Consider the following 18,143-nt stretch of genomic DNA (forward strand, 5'->3'; position numbering starts at 1 on the left):
TTTGATTACCTCCATATTTTAAAGCCCCATCAATGCGATCAGGCATAATATCGCTGTGATTGTAGCAAACACCGTCACAATCTGTGTCTCCGACCAGCCCATCAGCTCGAAATGGTGATGGATCGGCGTCATCTTGAAGATCCGTTTTCCCTTCGTCAGTTTGAAGAATGACACCTGCAGGATCACAGAGAGAATCTCCACCATATAAATGAATCCCACAAGCGGCAGAAATAAGGGGAGACGTAAGAAACACGCCATTCCCGAGACGAAACCGCCGAGTGCCAGACTTCCGGTATCGCCCATAAAGACGCGGGCAGGAAATACATTGAATACCAGAAACCCAAGCAGACTCCCGATAACCGCAAGCGGGGACGGGGAAACACCGTTTCCGAGGCCGATCGATGCCACGGAAAAGAAAACAGCATTTAAAATCGTCACACTCGCCGCCAGCCCGTCAAGGCCGTCGGTAAAGTTGACACCGTTGACCGTTCCAAGAATCACAAAGGCGAGAAACGGAATCGTAAAAATCCCTGCGTCCAGCTCTTTGCCTGGAAGGAACGGAATGCGCATCCGGAGGGAAATTCCGGAAAAACGCGCCAAATACCACAGAAAGACTGCTGTAATCACTGCCTGCAGTGCCATTTTCTGCTTCGGGTACAGCCCGTCGCTGCGGTGCAGCACGACTTTCAGATAGTCATCGAGAAAGCCGATCAGGCCAAAACCAAGCGTCAGAAACAGCACCGGAACCACTTCCGCTCCCTCTTTCCGGAAAAGGAGGGAAACTGCGGTAAACGCCGCCAGAAACATCACGCCGCCCATCGTCGGGGTTCCCGCTTTTTTCTGGTGGCTCGGCACACCCTCTTCCCGCTCCTTCTGCCCCGCTTTGACTTTTCGCAGAAACGGGATCAGAACCGGCCCCAGCGCCAGGCTGATGCCAAAGGAAAGAAGAACCGGCAGGATCATTTCTCTTTTCATAGACGCACCTCTTCCTTTTTGTACGGATTGTGTACGGAACAGGCATGTCAAAATATTTTCTCCAGCCTATTCAGTATATAGCTTTTTGTTCTGTTTCGCAACCTTCTTTTATAATCCAAGTTACGGTTCGCTCAGCAGTGAAACACTTGCTGTTTCGCTGCGTAAGAAAGTGATTCAGGTGTGAGCAGCCCTCCTTTTGCGAAGCAAAACTTTAAATGAGGGCTGCGAAGGACACAATTCCCAGGTTTCCTAAGAATTGTGTCCAATACCGAGATACGGAAGTACATTGGAAAAGATATCGCGGATCACCGGCGCGCAGATCGTTCCGCCGTAGTAGACGCCCTGCGGATTGCGGATAATGCAAAGCCCCAGCACCGTCGGATGCTCCGCCGGGGTGAAGCCGAGGAATGAGGAAATATAGCGGTTGGCGCTCCGCGGAAGTGTCTGCGAGGTTGCCGTCTTTCCGCCGATGGAATATCCCTCGAGGTACGCATTCTTTCCAGACCCTTCTGAAACGACGCTTTCCAGAATTTCGCGCACCGTCCTGGAAGTTTCTTCCGAAAGAACCCCTTCTTTTTCCGGAAAATTCAGATGCTTTACAACATTTCCTTCTTCATCGAGCACATCCGTTGCGACATGCGGCGTCACCATTTTTCCGCCGTTGACGAGCGCAGAGACCGTCGCCGCCAGGCGAATCGGCGTGATCTGGAAGGACTGGCCGAATGCCATCGTCGCAAGCTCAACCCCTCCGATGTTTTCCTCCTTGTGCATAATCGTCGATGCCTCGCCCGGCAGATCGATCCCCGTCTTTTCCATCAGACCGAAATTCCGGAAGTAATCACAGAACTTTTCCACACCGAGCCGCAGCCCCACTTCAATGAACACCGGGTTGCACGAGTTCTGCGCGCCCTGCACAAAGTTTTCGGCTCCGTGTCCCGTCCGCTTGTGGCAGTGGATCCGGCGGTCCTCCACGATTTTGTAGCCGGGACAGAAAAACGAATCGTTCGGCGACACAACGCCCTCCGAAAGTCCCGCCGACATCGTGATGATCTTAAAGGTAGATCCCGGCTCGTACGTATCGTTGATGCAGGCATTCCGCCACATCTGGTTCAGCAGATCCTGAATTTCTTTTTCCGAAAGTCCCGTTGTATCCTGCTGCAGCGTGAACGGATCGTTGAGGTCGAACTCCGGCACATTGACACAGGCATAGATTTCTCCGTTCTGCGGATTCATAAGAAGAATCGAGACGCTGTCCGCCTGTTTTTCTGCCATCGCCTTTTCCGCTGCCTGCTGGCAGTACGCCTGGATATTGACATCCAGGCTGACCTTTAAGTCCCTTCCCGCCACCGGCTCCTGGCGGCTCTCCCCGATGCCGTTCTGCTCAATCCCGCGCGCATCCGTTGTCGTCAGGATTTTTCCGTTGATTCCTTTTAAAATTTCCTCATATTCCACCTCCAGCCCGATGATGCCCTGATTATCGCCTCCGGTGAAGCCGATAACGCGCGACGCCAGCTTCCCTTTGGGGTAATACCGCTTGAAATCCTCATCCACTTTTACCCCCGCATATCCGTACGACCGGATGGTATCACCCGTCTTCTTGTCCACATTCGTCTTGACACGCTCGATTGAAGACCGCTTCTCCACGCGTTTCCGCGCCGTCTCCTCCGAAATTCCAAGCTCTTTTACCAGCATCGCAATCACCGCCTCCGGCTCCTCGATCTGGCTGTGGATCACGGAAATCGTACAGACCGTGCGGTTTGCCGCGAGAACTTCCCCGTTTGCATCAAGAATCCGGCCGCGCGCCGCCTTGATCCCGCGCTCCCGCTCGTGCAGATCATCCGCCTTCTCGGAATAATAGACGGACCGGAACACACACAGATACACCAGCCGCCCGGCAAGTCCGACCATCATTCCCATGCAGAGTACCCACAGAAGAACCGTCTTTTTCCGGTGATACGTTTTGTTTTTACGCATAGAATACCCCATAGCCGAATCCATTATGATAACACTATATGGAAACTGCTATGGGGTTATGTCTTTTGTTTTTTATGTTTTTTTACTCTTCATTGATGAGATCCAGCTCGGCGTTTGTCAGACCGCCGTTCTCGATATTGCTGTTTTCAGCACTGTTTTCCGTATCGTCTTCCTGTACCGGTGCCGCTACGTTTGGATCATCCGTTCCGGTCTCGGAGCCTTCGCCCGTCACACCGTCCGTATCATCCGGGAATACGTTCAAATACGGCAGCAGTTCTGTGTAGATCTCTTTTACGATCTCCTGTGCCAGCACACTGTTCGCCTGATTTTCTACATCCGGCTCGTCCACAATCGCATAAACAACAGCTTTCGGATTTTCTACCGGTGCAAATCCGATAAAGGAAACGAGATATTTTCCATTGCCTCGCGGATACTTCTGTGCAGTACCTGTTTTTCCTCCCATCGTGTAACCGGCAACCTTTGCACTCTGGCCGCTTCCATCGGTCACGACTCCCTGGAGGAAACTTCTCATTTTATCGCTGATTTCCGCGGAAACCGTCTGACGCACCAGATTCGGCTCATTGCTCTCAACAACGGCTCCTGTGCTGTCCGTGATCGTCTTCATCACATGCGGCTGGTAATAATTGCCTCCGTTGATCAGAGAGGAAAACGCAGCTGCCTGCTGTACCATCGTCACGGTATAGCCCTGTCCGAATGTACTCGTTGCAAGCTCGGTCGGTCCCATAGTATCCTCCGTGTGAACCAGGCCGTACGCCTCACCCGGCAGGTCAATTCCTGTCAGACTGCCGAAACCGAAAATATCCTGATAGCGGAGAAATTCCGCTGCTCCCATCTTCTGTCCGATCTGCATCATACCAGCGTTGCAGGAGTTTTTCAGTACATCGGCCGGTGTCTGTACGCCATGTGTTCCCGGATAAGCTCCGCAGCGGATCATCTGCCCTGCAATCGTCTCAAACCCCTCACAGTCAAACAGGGTATCATCATCGATTACATCGAGGGAATATGCCGCCGCCACGTTCATCGGTTTTGCCGTGGAACCTGGCTCATATGCATCGGAAATACAGTAGTTTTTCCAGATGGCACTCAAAGCCTCCATTGTCTCGTTATCGTTCATCGCATCAATTTCTTCCTGCGAATAGAACTGTGTCAGATCTCTTGGATTGTTCAGGTCATACCAGTCGGAAGAATCCATACCAAGAATCTCTCCATTGTTCGGATCCATCACGACAACGCCGATATTCTTTGCCGCTTTTGTCTGACGGTTCGTCTCAGTGTCCGATTCGTCCGCGCCGTTCTGGACATGAATCCGCTCATTGTAATTCTCGATCGCCGTGCGGATGATCTTCTGAATATTTACATCAATCGTCGTAACCACGTTTTTGCCCGGCTGCGCCTCGATGATCGTCTGTTCCATATCCGCATCTTCGTTGTAATAGCCGAACTGGCGGCCATTCACGCCATTTAAGATACTGGAATAATACCCTTCGATTCCCCAGTCTGCCGTGTCTCCTGAATACGTAAAGCCGATCAGATCGCAGGCAAGTGAATTTAACGGATACGTTCTGTGGTAGGATTCCTCGAACCAGACGCCGCGGATGTTGGCACGGTATGCTTTTTCCGCCTGCTCGTTCTCATCGAGCTCCTTGTTCTTTTTGTCCGCGTACTCGTCCACATAGGCCTCAAACGCTTTTTTCGCGTCCATCGAGACCTCTCTGGCGAGAACCTGGTACTGGCTTTCTTTTGTCGTTTCGCCGGTCAGACGATCCCGGATATCCGTCTCGTCGAGTCCGAAGTATTCAACCAGTGCTGCTACGGTCGGATCGACGTACGGATGGGTATCGTTCTTTTCTTCATCTTTTACCGTCGTATTGGCAAGTTTACAGTCGAGAATAACGTTGTAAACCTTCTCACTCGTTGCCAGAATCGTTCCATTCCGGTCGGTGATACTTCCCCGCTGGAATGGAATTGTCCTGCTGTCGTAGGACTGCTGCGTCTGGCTTAAAACCTGTCTTTCGTATTTTTCTCCCTTTGTGGCATTCACATACGTAATGTCAATCGCTAAAGCAACAAAAACCAGCATCACTCCCAAAAAGAGTGCTACCAGTTTTCTGCTCATACGCCCACTTGTCTTCCGTCTCCGGAATGCCCCGCTTCGTTTTTTATTTTTTTTCTGTTTACTCACGTTTTCACCTATTTCGCATCCGGAACATCCTGATACTGTCTCACATAGCTGTTTTCTGAATCATCGAAATAAATTACCTGGGACTCATCTGCATATTTCATGCCGAGCCGGTTCTGTGCTGCTTCTTTGACTGCCTCAAGATCTTCGGAGGCAACCGTTGTATTGTAATAGGCGTCATTGTCCGCCTTCAGATCGCTCAATTCTTTTTCTTTGCTGGTAATGTCTTCCGCCTGCGTGGTAACCACGGTCTGCAACTTGACATACGCAACACACGCCGCGATACACAGTGTGCAGACAATGGCAAGAAAAACAGCGTAGCCCGCGCTGATCTGTGTCGCCCGTGCCCGGTTTCTTCTTGTCTGGCTGCTCACACCCGATTTCAGAGGCCGTGCTTCTTTTGGTGCTTCCTGCGGCTGTGCTGCAAGACGCCGTACCGCACTTCCGTCCTCAAACGTATCTGGCGTATAACGTTTCGTTCTATCTGTCGAATTTACCCTTCCATCTGCCCGTCTGGCCATAACTTCTCTGTCTCCTTCGTGCCGAGCCGTCACACTTTTCGTTCAAAGACGCGCAGTTTTGCGCTCTTGGAACGGGGATTTGTTTCCATTTCCTCTTCTCCCGGCAAGATCGGTTTCCGAGTTACTACGGTTCCCTTGGACTTCTTTCCGCATACACAGACCGGAAATTCCGGCGGACACGTACATGGATGCTCGTTTTTTCTGAAAATGTTTTTTACGATACGGTCTTCCAGAGAATGAAAGGTGATGACACAAAGTCTTCCACCGTCATTTAAGAGATCAATCATGCCGTCCAGTGACTCCGACAGAACGGTAAGTTCCTGGTTCACTTCGATACGGATTGCCTGAAAGGTTCTCTTGGCCGGATGGCCGCCCGTCGCCCTTATTTTTGCCGGAATCGAGCGCTTGATGATTTCGATTAACTCCCCAGTTGTTCGAATCGGCGCCTGCTGCCGGCTTACGCATATATTGTGTGCAATTTTTCTTGCAAAACGCTCTTCTCCATATTCATGGAGAATACGCGAAAGATTCTCTTCACTGTAATCGTTCACGACTTCGTACGCGGAAAGAGCATTTCTCTGATCCATCCGCATATCCAGCGGAACATCCTCACGGTATGTGAATCCACGCTCTGCATTATCCAGCTGATAGGATGAAACTCCAAGATCCAGCAGGATTCCGTCTACCCCGGTGACTCCGATTTCGGCAAGACGCGGAACCATATCGCAATAATTGCTGCGGATAATCGTGACCTGGTTCTGAAATGGTTCCAGGCGTTTACCCGCAGCAGCTATCGCAGCTTCGTCCTGATCTATGCCTATTAATCTCCCCGTGGCAGATAAGCGCTCACATATATGACTGGAATGTCCAGCGCCTCCCAACGTCCCGTCCACGTAGATTCCGTCCGGTTTTATCTTAAGGTTTTCAATGGTTTCCTTCAGTAATACTGATGTATGCGAAAATTCCATGGTCATCTCCTGTATCCCAACGAAACAGATCAGATCACAATGCCCATCTCTTCCATTGATTCGGCGATGGCATCCATATCATCATAATTGCTGTTTTCGTTCCATTTTTCCTTGCTCCAGATTTCAATCCGGTTGATATTTCCGGTAAGGACTACATCTTTTTCCAGACCAGCAAATTCCCGCAGCGTTGCCGGTACGAGAATCCTCCCCTGCTTGTCCAGTTCACATGACGTAGCACCTGCTACAAAGAAACGGGAAAAAGTTCTGGCGTTTTTGTTTGTAAGTGGTAAGGCTCTCAGCTTCTCTTCAAAGGCAGCCCATTCGTCGTTTGGGTAAATGGAAAGGCATCCGTCCAATCCCTTCGTCAGTACAAACTCTTCTCCCAGCTGTTCTCTGAACTTGGACGGTATGATCAATCTTCCCTTCGCGTCAATCGTATGACTGTACTCTCCCATGAACATAATGAAAACCCTCTTATCACCTGAAATGGCGGTCTCCCCACGCACCACTTCATGTATCGCGCCGCAGCCAGACTGCCACATCCGCTCCACAACGCACCACTTTTCACCACTTTCTACCACTTATATTTTTATTCTATATCAACTCAGGGAAAATAGCAAGGTCTTTTTTCTATTTCATTTTTAAGATTTTCCCCAAAATGCAACATTTTTATGCGCATTTTCCGCCTTTTTTATACCAATTTTGTATCAAAAAAGAGAAAACCTTTTTTGCCGGTTTTCCCCTTTTCTGTATTTTTATTCTGTTTTTTTCACTGGTTTTATCCTTAAGAATGGGCTGTCTCCCCACCGGATGATAATTTTTTTCGTTTCCATACCACCAGGATGGTACATCCCACCACAAGGCACCCCGAAAGGAGCTGGGAAACCGGAAGTCCCACCACCGGAAGCAGAAGCTGGTCGGTGCGGAGTCCCTCGATCCAGATTCTTCCAAGGCCATATCCTATCAGATACATCAGGAACACTTCGCCGTTAAATTTTTTTCTTTTCCGAAACCAGAAAAGAAAAAGCAGGACACCCACATTCCATAAACTTTCATATAAAAAGGTGGGATGCACCTGAATATACTCGACGCCGTTTACCGTCACCACATGATCCCACATTTTCTGTGTGATTTCATTGGCACGGACCGCGGAAACCGGAAGCTGCATCGCAAACAGGTTGTTAGTGTAGTCACCGAATGCCTCACGGTTAAAGAAGTTTCCCCACCGTCCCATAATCTGACCGAACACGATGCTCATGCTCGCGGTATCCATCAGAAGGCTGAAGTTCTGTTTCTTCTTTCTGCTGTAAATCACCACCGCAATGCAGGCACCGATGATGCCGCCGTAGATGGCAAGTCCGCCCTGGCGGATGTTGAAAATACTCAAAAGATCATCCTTATAATAGTCCCAGGCAAATATAACGTAGTAAATCCGTGCCCCGAGAATACCGGCTGCGATGCCGATCATCGCAAGATCGAGGTACTGCTCCGGGTTCTGCCCCGTCCGCTTTGCCTCTCTTTGGGCAATCCAGATCGCAATCATCATACCGGTTACGATCACAATGCCGTAATAGGCAATGGAAAATCCGAAAATACTGATGTTTTTTCCCACATGATCGAGATAAATCCCGAGATTGGGGAAATTAATTTCCATATCCATAGATTTTATTCTCTCTGATTTTCAGTTCATTGTTTCAACTCACAGTCGGTATTTTCACGGAGTCTGACATGTCGAAAATAGTTCGACTGTGACTTGCCTCATGTCAGTGGAGGATACCGATTTCTCTCCGCCCGCCACTGCCGTTATGTTTCTTTTAACAATTCATCCCACTGCTTTAGAAGCGGGGGACTTCTTGTCTACTGGTGTTAAACGTTGAAACGGAACAGGATGACATCGCCGTCGCGGACAATGTAATCTTTTCCTTCCATACGCACAAGGCCTTTCTCTCTTGCTCCTGCGTAGGAACCGCAGTCGAGCAGATCCTGATAATTGACAACCTCGGCTTTGATGAATCCGCGCTCGAAATCGGTGTGGATTTTTCCGGCTGCCTGCGGTGCTTTTGTTCCGACTTTGATGGTCCATGCACGGGTCTCATCCTCTCCTGCTGTAAGGAAGCTCATGAGGCCGAGCAGACGGTAGCTTGCTGCGATCAGTTTTTCCAGACCGGACTCGGTAAGACCAAGATCCTCGAGGAACATTTTTTTCTCATCCTCTTCGAGTTCGGAGATTTCTGCCTCGATCTCGGCGCAGATGACGAATACTTCGCTGTTGTGCTCTTTTGCATATTCGCGGACGGACTGTACATAGGAGTTGTTTGCACCGTCGTCAGCGAGATCATCCTCTGCTACGTTTGCTGCGTAGATGACCGGTTTGCTGGTCAGCAGGTTGTACTCTGCGATCCATTTCTCCTCGTCCTCGTTCTGCAGCTCCATCAGGATGGCATCTTTTCCGTCCTCGAGCAGTTTTTTCAGACGCTCCTGGAATTCGAGCTCTTTTGCTGCCTCTTTGTCCATTCTTGCAGATTTTGCAGTTTTGGAAATACGGCGCTCGAGTACCTCAAGGTCGGCGAAGATCAGCTCAAGGTCGATGGTCTCGATATCACGGAGCGGATCAATGCTGCCGTCTACGTGGATAACGTTCGGATCCTCGAAGCATCTGACAACGTGAACGATAGCGTCTACCTCACGGATATTGGCAAGGAACTGGTTTCCAAGTCCCTCTCCTTTGGATGCACCTTTTACAAGACCTGCGATGTCAACGAACTCGATGACAGCCGGTGTTACTTTCTTGGACTGATAGAAATCTCCGAGCTGCTGCAGACGCTTGTCCGGAACCGGCACGATGCCGACATTCGGGTCAATGGTACAGAACGGATAGTTTGCGCTCTCTGCTCCTGCTTTAGTCAGGGAATTGAAAAGTGTACTTTTTCCGACGTTCGGAAGGCCCACGATACCTAATTTCATAGTAATCTATATCTCCTTTGTTTTTATTTTTCGCTTCTTTTTCTGTTCGGGTTCTTTTTATGCACAAAAAGAGCCCAATGCAACTATAAATTATAGCACACGGGCTCTTTGATTTCAATGGATTTTAATCTCTTGACTGTACCATCAGAAGAATGCCGCCCTCGTACGATACATGCGCGGTCTCCTCGACGATCTCATTGCTCACGCACAGACCACCCGAAGTATTCGGCAGATAGTGATGGTCGAGCGGGTAGGCGAAGCCCTCCAGGGTGATGGATGCGACTTCCTTTTCCAGCGGGAAGAACGAAACGTACTTTCCGAACTGCTCTTCTTTCCGGATTTCAAACGAAGTTTCCACCGGAATCGTAATCAGATTGCGGCTGTCCACAATGTAAGCCGGAATTTTCTTCTCCCATGCCGTTTTCAGGTTCTGCACAATACTTAAGAAATGGTCGAGTCTTCCCCCTGTTGCTCCGAGGATCGTGATTTCACTGCTTCCCAGAACAATCGCCTGCTGAAATGCGATGTCCGTGTCCGTATTGTCCTTCATGGGATTAAATTCCCGGATCGGTGCGACATGGTTCTCCTTGTAATAATTTAAAATCTCCGGAGATAAACTGTCAAAATCTCCCAGAATATACGTCGGCATAATCTGGTAATGGTAGCAGAACTCCAGTCCCCGGTCTGCTGCCAGGATAATATCAAACTGCTGTTTCTGAAGATATGGGAAGGCAAAATCCGGTTCGATCATCCCTCCCGAAATAATACATGTTCTCACGTTTCCCTGCCTCTTTTTTCTGTCTTTTTGTATCTTATTCTGCCTTTTTGCTGTATGAAGAAATTTTTTCCTGCAGCTCGCGCACGTTCTGCTCGATGTTGCTGCCAAATACAGCAGAGCCTGCCACGATGATGTTGGCACCTGCCGCAAGGACTTCATCGATGGTCGCGCGGTTGATGCCGCCATCGACCTGAATGTGCACATGCTCCAGTCCCTTTTCATCCAGCATTCTGCGGAGCGTACGGATCCTCTCCGTCGACTCCGGGATATACTTCTGGCCGCCGAAGCCAGGATAAACGCTCATAATCAGAATCATTTCTACCTGATCCATCACGTCCGTAACCGCAGAAAGCGGCGTATCCGGATTTACGGCAACTCCGGCATCTGCGCCTGTTTCATGAATCTTTTTCACGGTTTCTGCCAGATCGCGGCATGCCTCCGCGTGAACCGTGATCATATCCGCCCCGCAGCTTTGAAATTCTTCTACGTACCGCTCCGGGTCCTTTACCATCATATGAACATCAAAATACAGACTGCTTTCTTTTCGGATCGACTTTACCACCGGCATTCCAAACGAAATGGATGGTACAAACATTCCATCCATAATATCGATATGAAGCCACCGGCACTCTGCTTTCTCTACCCTTTGGATCTGTTCTCCGAGACGGTTGAAGTCTGCGGATAAAATAGAAGGTGCCAACTGATATACTCGGCTCATGCTAGTATCTCCTCTTTTCCTGTTCTTTCAGTTCTTCATAGAACATGGTATAATTTTCAAATCTTTCTTTGCTGATATTTCCCTGTTCCAGTGCCTCTTTAACGGCACAGCCCGGCTCTTTTCCGTGGATGCAGCCGAGGAAACGGCATTTTCCTTCGTACGGATGAAATTCCGGGAAAAAGTTTTTCAGCTCCTCTTTTTCCATATCGGTTGTATAAAGCGAGCTGAACCCCGGCGTATCGCACAGATACGTCTCATGGTCGATCGGGATCATCTGGGAATGGCGCGTCGTGTGTTTTCCTTTTTTCAGCTTTTTGCTGATCTCTCCGGTCTCCATCTGGATTTCTTTCTGCATCCGGTTTGTGATCGAAGATTTTCCGACGCCGGACGGACCGGCTACCACCGTTGTTTTCCCTTTCAGGTATGCTTCCACTTCCTGCATGCCCTGCTCTTTCGCTGCACTCACCGTAAAGACACGGTAACCGCAGTTCTCATAGACGCTTCGCAGATGGTCTGTGTAATCTTCCCCTGCAAGATCTCTTTTATTGAAGCAAACTGCCGTCGGAACGTTCTGCTGTTCCATCATCACAAGAAAACGGTCCAGAAGCGTCAGGTTCGGAGTCGGATTTTCCAGCGCAAAAATCACAAGCGCCTGATCGATATTGGCTACTGCCGGACGGATCAGTTCATTTTTTCGCGGCAGAATCCGGGTCATATTTCCTGTTTTTTCCGCTTCATCCAGAATCTCGATTTCCACAAGGTCTCCGACGAGCGGTTTCTGGCCTTCCTTCCGGAAAATTCCTTTTGCTTTGCACTCATAAATGCCGGATTCTTCCACGTCTACGTAGTAGAATCCGGCAATTCCTTTCATAATCTTTCCTGTCATACTCAACCTTCACTCAACGGAACCGATGGGTACTGTGCAATTGCCTGATAACTTCCGCTCGAATCCATCTCATAGAAGACGATTCTTCCGGTAGAAGAAGCAGACGATGAAGCACTCCAGTTGGTGTTGACAGAATACGGCCAGCTCGTAATGGCCTGTCCGTCCATGATGGTGATGGAGGTCTCGTTTCCGTTCCCATCATCCTGGATCAGCTCAATTTTTGCAATACCACCCTGATACTGATCCGGCGCACTTAAGGTCTGGCTGCAGGACCAGGTAACATCCGTAGCGGTATTTGCGCCCGGCTCTGCCGGTGTCGGGGTCGGTGTATTCTCATCCGGCGTCGTTGGCTGTGCACTCGGGCTATTGACATAAATCGTAACGTCAGAACCTTTCTTTACTTTGGTTCCGATTGCCGGGTCAACCTCCATGACTTCACCCTCGGCCACCTTGCTGCTGGTTCCTGTTTTTACAATAATATTGAAATCGCTCAGGATTGATTTTGCAGTTTCCTCATCCAGACCAATTACATCACGGATTGCAATTTCTTCCGCGTCCTTTGATCCCTTGCTGACAACGAGGGTAACGGTGGATTCCGGTGCAACCTGGCTTCCTTCGGCCGGATCAACGGAAATTACGTATCCTTCGGCAACGGTATCGCTGAAATCCTCTGTGGTAGAAACCTGAAGTCCAAGCTGGGTCAGAGCAGCGCTTGCAGCGTCTTTCTGTGTTCCCACAATGCCGGTCGGAATCGTTACAGTTTCTTTTCCGGAGCTTACATAATACGTAATCGTTGCATTTTTATCGACTTTCGTTCCCGGTTTCAGATCCTGGCGGCAGATCTTTCCTGCTTCAATGACATCCGATGCCTCGGTTCCGCCGTTGACTACACCAAGCTTCAGGCTGTTTGCCAGTGCGGTTGCATCTGCCTCGGTTTTATTGGTCAGATCCGGAACGGTTACTTTTTCCTCTTCTTTGCTGCTGGAAGAAACAACTTCCGTGCTGCTCGAAGATGATGCGGAACTGGAAGAAGCTGCGGTCGGTCCTTTTCCGCCGACAATGCCGGCTGCCTGTGCAATAAAGTAGATCAGCATGCAGATGATGATGGCTGCAATCGCAAAACCGCCGATTGTGATGATCTTTTCGAGTTTGTTTCCGGCTTTGTCATCGTCGTCGTCATCGTCGTAGTAGGAATCGTCGTCATCCTCATCGTAGGAATCGCGGTCATCCTCTTCTTCGTCCTCATCCTCGTCTTCTTCGTCCTCGTAGCTGTAATCTTCGTCCTCTTCCTCATCCTCGATCTTGCTGTAGCGCTTGCGGGCCGGCTCCTCTGCCGTCTGCGCATTTGCCTTTGCTGCTGCGCCGGAACGGATCTGGCTTAACTCCTCTGCGGATACCATAACAGTCTCGGCGTGAGAACTTAACGGAGTTACTTTTACGAAATTGCCCTGCGGCTCCATCAGCGAATGCTTCAAGTCGTCGATCAGCTCCGCCATGTTATTGTAACGGCGGTCCGGGCTCTTCTGGGTACATTTTAAGATGATCTGCTCCAGTGCGAACGGAAGGTTCGGGGTATATTTGGATGGAGATTCAATCTCCTCCTGCAGATGCTTGATTGCGATGGCAACGGTGGTATCGCCGTCAAACGGCACTCTTCCGGTTACCATCTCGTACATGGTGATGCCAAGGGAATAGATATCACTCTTATAGTCCGAATATCCGCCGCGCACCTGCTCCGGAGAGCTGTAATGTACACTTCCCATAACGTTCGAACTGATCGTATTGGAAGAAGTTGCCTTTGCAATACCAAAGTCGGAAAGTTTTACTTTTCCGTCTGTGGAAATGATGATGTTCTGCGGTTTGACATCGCGGTGTACAATATTGCGGTTGTGTGCTGCTTCAAGACCAAGGGAAACCTGAATGGCGATGCTGGTTGCCTCTTTTACGCTCAGTTTCCCTTTGCGGTCAATGTAATCCTTCAGAGTAATTCCCTCGACAAGCTCCATGACGATATAGTAAACGCCGCGGTCCTCCCCGACATCGTACACGTTTACAATATTCGGATGGGACAGTCCTGCTGCGGCCTGTGCCTCCGTGCGGAACTTGCGGATAAAGGTTTTATCCTCCCGGAATTCCGGTTTTAAAACCTTGACGGCCACCATGCGGTTCAGCTTGTGGTCTTTTGCTTTGTAGACATCAGCCATACCGCCGGAACCGATCCGGCTTATGATCTCATATCGTTCTCCTAAAATAACGCCCTCTTTTAACATTCTTTCACCTCGTTTGTAAATGGTTCAACGACAATGACTGCGATATTGTCTCTGCCGCCATTTGCATTTGCTTTATCAATTAAACGTTTCGCCTTGTCCTCACCGTCTTCTCGGCAGATGAGTTCGAAAATCTCCTCATCCGTTACCATGTTGGAAAGGCCGTCCGAGCACATCACCAATTGATTGCCCTCTTCAAGCTGAATGTCAAAGAAATCAATCTTTACGGTATCCTGTGTGCCTACTGCTCTGGTAATAATGTTTTTGTCCGGGTGATTCCGCGCCTGCTCGGGAGTGAGTTCTCCAAGGCGCACCATCTCTGCGATCAGGGAATGGTCCTGCGTCACCTGGTCAAACGTGCCATCTGCTGCCAGATACAGCCTGCTGTCTCCTACGTTTGCAACGTAGGCATAGTTGCCGACAACCGTAGCTACTACCATCGTCGTACCCATGCCTTCCATGGATATATCTCGTTTTGCCTGCTCAAAAATCTGGCTGTTTGCTGCTTCAATTCCATGCCGAATGATCCGCACCGGGTTGAAATTCGTATCCCTTTTTACAGATTCCACCAGTACAGAAACACCGTAACGCGAAGCAAAATCGCCCGCGTTATGGCCTCCCATGCCGTCTGCAACGACAAAGAGGTTCGGAAGGTTTCCGACCGGAGAGGCGGAGGCAAACACAAAATCCTGGTTCATCGTCCGTTTCTGTCCGATATCGGTTGCAGAAAATACCTTCATGCTTTTTTCTCCTGTATTGACAGCCGCTTTTTACGGCTGTTCGTTTGATTTATCGATAAAACTTTTTCTTAACTGTCCACAGGCTCCGTCAATATCGGCGCCCATTTCCCTTCTAATAGTAACATTAATTCCGTATTTTTCAAGTTTATTTTTGAAATTCTCTACGACTTTTTTCGTTGATTTCACGTAATCGCGCTCTTTGATCGGGTTGACCGGGATCAGATTTACATGACAGTTGATATCCGAAATCCGCGCGGAAAGCTCTTTTGCATCGGCTTCGCTGTCATTTTTCCCGCCAACGAGAGAGTACTCAAATGTAATCCGACGGCCTGTTTTTGCAAAGTAATTGCGGCATGCATCGAGAATTTCATCAATGGAATATTTATTGGCAATCGGCATCAGCTCGCGGCGCTTTTCATCGTTCGGCGCATGAAGGGAAAGTGCCAGGGTGATCTGTAGTCCCTCATCTGCCAATTTGTACATATTCGGCACGATTCCGCAGGTGGAAACGGTGATGTTTCTCTGGCTGATGTTGAGTCCTTCCTGGCTCGAAAGCAGCCGTACGAAGCGCACCAGATTGTCGTAATTGTCCATCGGCTCACCCGTTCCCATGACAACCAGATTGGAGACCCGCTCCCCGGTGTCCTCCTGAATCCGGTAAATCTGGTCGAGCATCTCCGACGGAGTCAGGCACCGCACGAGTCCGCCGATTGTGGACGCGCAGAAGCGGCAGCCCATCCGGCAGCCGACCTGGGATGAGATGCAGACGGAATTTCCGTGGTGGTACTTCATCCAGACGCTCTCGATCACGTTGCCGTCGCTAAGGCGGAACAGGTATTTTCTCGTTCCGTCGATTTTGGACTCCTGCACCTGCACTTTTTCGAGACAGGTAAGCGGATACTGTTCCTTTAATTTTTCCCGGAAGGCAAGCGAGAGATTCGTCATCTCATCGTAGCTGCCCGCCAGACGATGATGCATCCAGTCGTATAACTGTTTGGCACGGAATGGCTTTTCTCCCATCTGCTGGCAGGCGTCCTTTAATTCGTCTAAGGTCATTGATTTAATATCCATCTGTTACGCCCGTCCTTCCTCTGTTTTCCGGAATTTTGCAAGGAAAAATCCGTCTGTCTTGTGTACCCCCGGGATCAGCTGCAGCTGTCCTTTGGCCGTTTCTCCGCTTTTCAGCTCATCCGGCAGCAGTTCATCCAGACTGACTGCTTCAAACGGGAACTGTTCCAGAAACCATGCGGCATTCTCGCTGTTTTCTTTTCTGTTGACGGTACATGTGCTGTACAGCAGTGTGCCGCCCGGCTTTACGTACGATGCGGCATTTGCAAGGATTGCCCGCTGAATCCGTACCAGCTCCTCTTCTTTTTCTTTTGAAGCGTAATATTTGATATCCGGCTTTCTGCCGATGACGCCGTATCCGGTGCACGGCAGGTCCGCAATCACAACGTCCGCTTTTCCGATCCATTCTGCATCGAGCTGTTCCGCATCTTTTACCTTCGGCACGACGCAGGAAACACCTGCTCTCTGCACATTTTCCCGGATCAGATCGACCTTGTATTCGGTGAGATCACGCGCTTCCACGCATCCCTGATTTCTCATTTTATCTGCTGCATGGAGGCTCTTTCCGCCCGGTGCCGCGCAGAGATCCAGCACCTGGTCACCCGGCTTTGGATCCGCCAGATGCGCCGCCATCATGGAGCTCACATCCTGAATCTGGAACCGGCCTTTCTGGAAGGCATTCAGTGATGCGATCGTCTCAAAGTTTTTCAGATAGAACGCCTCGCCAAGATACGGCGCTTTTTCCAGCTCTGCCCCCTGGCTTTCCAGGCTTTTCTTCGTCTCCTCGAGCGTATTGTTCCAGTGGTTGATACGGATCGTCACCTGTTTTTCTTTCAGGAAATCCGCCATCATCGTTTCTGCCGTTTCTTTTCCGTACTGGGATACGAACTCCTCAACCAGAAATTCCGGCATGGAGTATTTCACGGAAAGATACTGCGTAGTATTGTTCTCCTTCGGCATCGGCAGATGATCTTTCTCCCGCACGATCGTGCGCAGAACGCCGTTGACAAAGCCCTTTAAATTGTAAAAATGCTTCTTTTCCGCCAGTTTCACCGCCTCATTGACGACTGCCGAATCCGGTACTGCGTCAAGAAAACGGATCTGGTACACCGACATCCGTAAGATCGCACGAATCACCGGCTTGCATTTGTTGATCTTGATTTTGGAATACTGATTAATGATGTAGTCATTCTGGATGCCGTATTCCACGGTTCCCTCGCAGACCCGCTTGATAAACGCACGGTCCTGCCGCGGCAGGAACTGGTATTTATCGAGGGCGTCCCTTACAGCAAGATGGCAGGGCGTTTTCTCCCTGTCCATCTCAAGCAGAATGTTCATAATCAGCTCTCTTGTATTGATTGTATCAGTCATCATTTCTCCTAAATGCTCCGGATAAAATCAGCAGCCGGAGCAGCTGCAGCAGAGAACCGATCACCGCTGCCACGTATGTCATGGCTGCAGCCCAGAGTACTTTCTTGACTCCGTCGTGTTCCGTCTCTGTCACCATACCGCCCTCACTGAGCATTTTTAATGCTCTTCTCGACGCATCGAACTCGACCGGAAGTGTTACCACCTGGAATGCCAGTGCCAGCACAAACAGCCAGATACCGGCTTTCACCAGCATCGGAAGGCTGAAAATCAGTCCGATCAGGAACAGCGGCCAGAAAAGCTGGGATCCAAGATTCGCTGCCGGAACAATGGCGCTTCTTACTTTCAGCGGCACGTAATCCGTATTGTGCTGTACGGCATGGCCGCACTCATGCGCTGCGACGCCGATCGCTGCGACCGAGGTTGAATCGTAAACCGCATCCGATAAATTCACGGTTTTTGTCCGCGGATCATAGTGATCGGTCAGTTTACCGGATACGTGGCGGACGGTCACATCGTAGATGCCGGCCTGATGCAGAATGCGCATCGCCGCCTCGCGTCCCGTCATGCCGCTGTACGAGCGGACGGTCTGATATTTGCTGAAAATCGTGTTCATGCGGGCGGATACCGCCATGGAAATCAGTGCGGCAAGAATCACCAGCAGATACGTACTGTCATAAAAAAGTCCCATATCGTTTTTCTCCTTTTTTCTCAGG

General features: G+C 49.9%; 16 protein-coding genes. All 16 read right to left on the reverse strand.

Going from position 1 to position 18,143, the window contains the following annotated elements; translation table 11 throughout:
* Positions 1-18: 18 nt before the first annotated feature.
* The 16 genes from mraY to DW915_RS09525 all read right to left on the reverse strand — a co-directional run bounded on the left by mraY (position 19) and on the right by DW915_RS09525 (position 18,118).
* Positions 19-975 (reverse strand): phospho-N-acetylmuramoyl-pentapeptide-transferase, encoded by a 957-nt coding sequence (gene mraY / locus DW915_RS09450; protein ID WP_118742031.1) that lies wholly within the window; start codon positions 973-975, stop codon positions 19-21.
* Positions 976-1,224: 249 nt separating this feature from the next.
* Positions 1,225-2,949, reverse strand: a complete 1,725-nt coding sequence (locus DW915_RS09455; RefSeq protein WP_118742032.1) for a peptidoglycan D,D-transpeptidase FtsI family protein — start codon at positions 2,947-2,949, stop codon at positions 1,225-1,227.
* An 82-nt stretch (positions 2,950-3,031) separates the two neighbouring features.
* On the reverse strand, positions 3,032-5,086 hold the full coding sequence (locus tag DW915_RS09460) for a peptidoglycan D,D-transpeptidase FtsI family protein (protein WP_055265771.1): 2,055 nt from the start codon (positions 5,084-5,086) through the stop codon (positions 3,032-3,034).
* A gap of 74 nt (positions 5,087-5,160) precedes the next feature.
* Entirely contained in the window at positions 5,161-5,670 is a 510-nt protein-coding gene (locus DW915_RS09465) for a hypothetical protein (RefSeq protein ID WP_022461068.1), read from the reverse strand.
* A 29-nt stretch (positions 5,671-5,699) separates the two neighbouring features.
* Positions 5,700-6,638 carry a 16S rRNA (cytosine(1402)-N(4))-methyltransferase RsmH gene (gene rsmH, locus DW915_RS09470; RefSeq protein ID WP_055265773.1) on the reverse strand — a complete coding sequence of 313 codons (939 nt, stop codon included), beginning with the start codon at positions 6,636-6,638 and terminating at the stop codon, positions 5,700-5,702.
* Between the two features lie 29 nt (positions 6,639-6,667).
* Entirely contained in the window at positions 6,668-7,099 is a 432-nt protein-coding gene (mraZ, locus tag DW915_RS09475) for a division/cell wall cluster transcriptional repressor MraZ (RefSeq protein ID WP_022461070.1), read from the reverse strand.
* 323 nt (positions 7,100-7,422) lie between these two features.
* Positions 7,423-8,298, reverse strand: coding sequence for a prolipoprotein diacylglyceryl transferase (gene lgt / locus DW915_RS09480; protein ID WP_022461071.1), 876 nt, complete (start codon positions 8,296-8,298; stop codon positions 7,423-7,425).
* A gap of 206 nt (positions 8,299-8,504) precedes the next feature.
* Complete coding sequence (ychF, locus tag DW915_RS09485) at positions 8,505-9,602, reverse strand: redox-regulated ATPase YchF (RefSeq protein ID WP_022461456.1); 1,098 nt, start codon at positions 9,600-9,602, stop codon at positions 8,505-8,507.
* 124 nt (positions 9,603-9,726) lie between these two features.
* The gene (locus DW915_RS09490; RefSeq protein WP_147342458.1) at positions 9,727-10,380 is read right to left on the reverse strand and encodes a thiamine diphosphokinase; all 654 of its coding nucleotides are present in this window, start codon (positions 10,378-10,380) and stop codon (positions 9,727-9,729) included.
* A gap of 34 nt (positions 10,381-10,414) precedes the next feature.
* Positions 10,415-11,098: a ribulose-phosphate 3-epimerase gene (gene rpe, locus DW915_RS09495; protein WP_022463156.1), complete on the reverse strand. Its 684-nt coding sequence runs from the start codon at positions 11,096-11,098 to the stop codon at positions 10,415-10,417.
* 1 nt (position 11,099) lies between these two features.
* Positions 11,100-11,984, reverse strand: coding sequence for a ribosome small subunit-dependent GTPase A (gene rsgA / locus DW915_RS09500; RefSeq protein WP_118742033.1), 885 nt, complete (start codon positions 11,982-11,984; stop codon positions 11,100-11,102).
* A gap of 2 nt (positions 11,985-11,986) precedes the next feature.
* The gene (gene pknB, locus DW915_RS09505; protein ID WP_118742034.1) at positions 11,987-14,254 is read right to left on the reverse strand and encodes a Stk1 family PASTA domain-containing Ser/Thr kinase; all 2,268 of its coding nucleotides are present in this window, start codon (positions 14,252-14,254) and stop codon (positions 11,987-11,989) included.
* Positions 14,248-14,991: a Stp1/IreP family PP2C-type Ser/Thr phosphatase gene (locus DW915_RS09510; protein ID WP_022463152.1), complete on the reverse strand. Its 744-nt coding sequence runs from the start codon at positions 14,989-14,991 to the stop codon at positions 14,248-14,250. The genes pknB and DW915_RS09510 overlap by 7 nt, the downstream gene beginning before the upstream one ends.
* A gap of 30 nt (positions 14,992-15,021) precedes the next feature.
* The gene (rlmN, locus tag DW915_RS09515; protein ID WP_055219785.1) at positions 15,022-16,062 is read right to left on the reverse strand and encodes a 23S rRNA (adenine(2503)-C(2))-methyltransferase RlmN; all 1,041 of its coding nucleotides are present in this window, start codon (positions 16,060-16,062) and stop codon (positions 15,022-15,024) included.
* A gap of 3 nt (positions 16,063-16,065) precedes the next feature.
* A complete protein-coding gene (gene rsmB, locus DW915_RS09520) occupies positions 16,066-17,433 on the reverse strand; it encodes a 16S rRNA (cytosine(967)-C(5))-methyltransferase RsmB (RefSeq protein WP_330422682.1) in 1,368 nt (455 codons plus the stop codon).
* Positions 17,423-18,118, reverse strand: coding sequence for a zinc metallopeptidase (locus tag DW915_RS09525; RefSeq protein ID WP_022463149.1), 696 nt, complete (start codon positions 18,116-18,118; stop codon positions 17,423-17,425). Before DW915_RS09525 ends, rsmB begins: the two co-directional genes overlap by 11 nt.
* Between the last annotated feature and the right edge of the window lie 25 nt (positions 18,119-18,143).

Origin of the sequence: Blautia sp. AM42-2 (assembly GCF_003480245.1) — a bacterium.
Classification (GTDB): Bacteria; Bacillota; Clostridia; order Lachnospirales; family Lachnospiraceae; genus Fusicatenibacter; species Fusicatenibacter saccharivorans.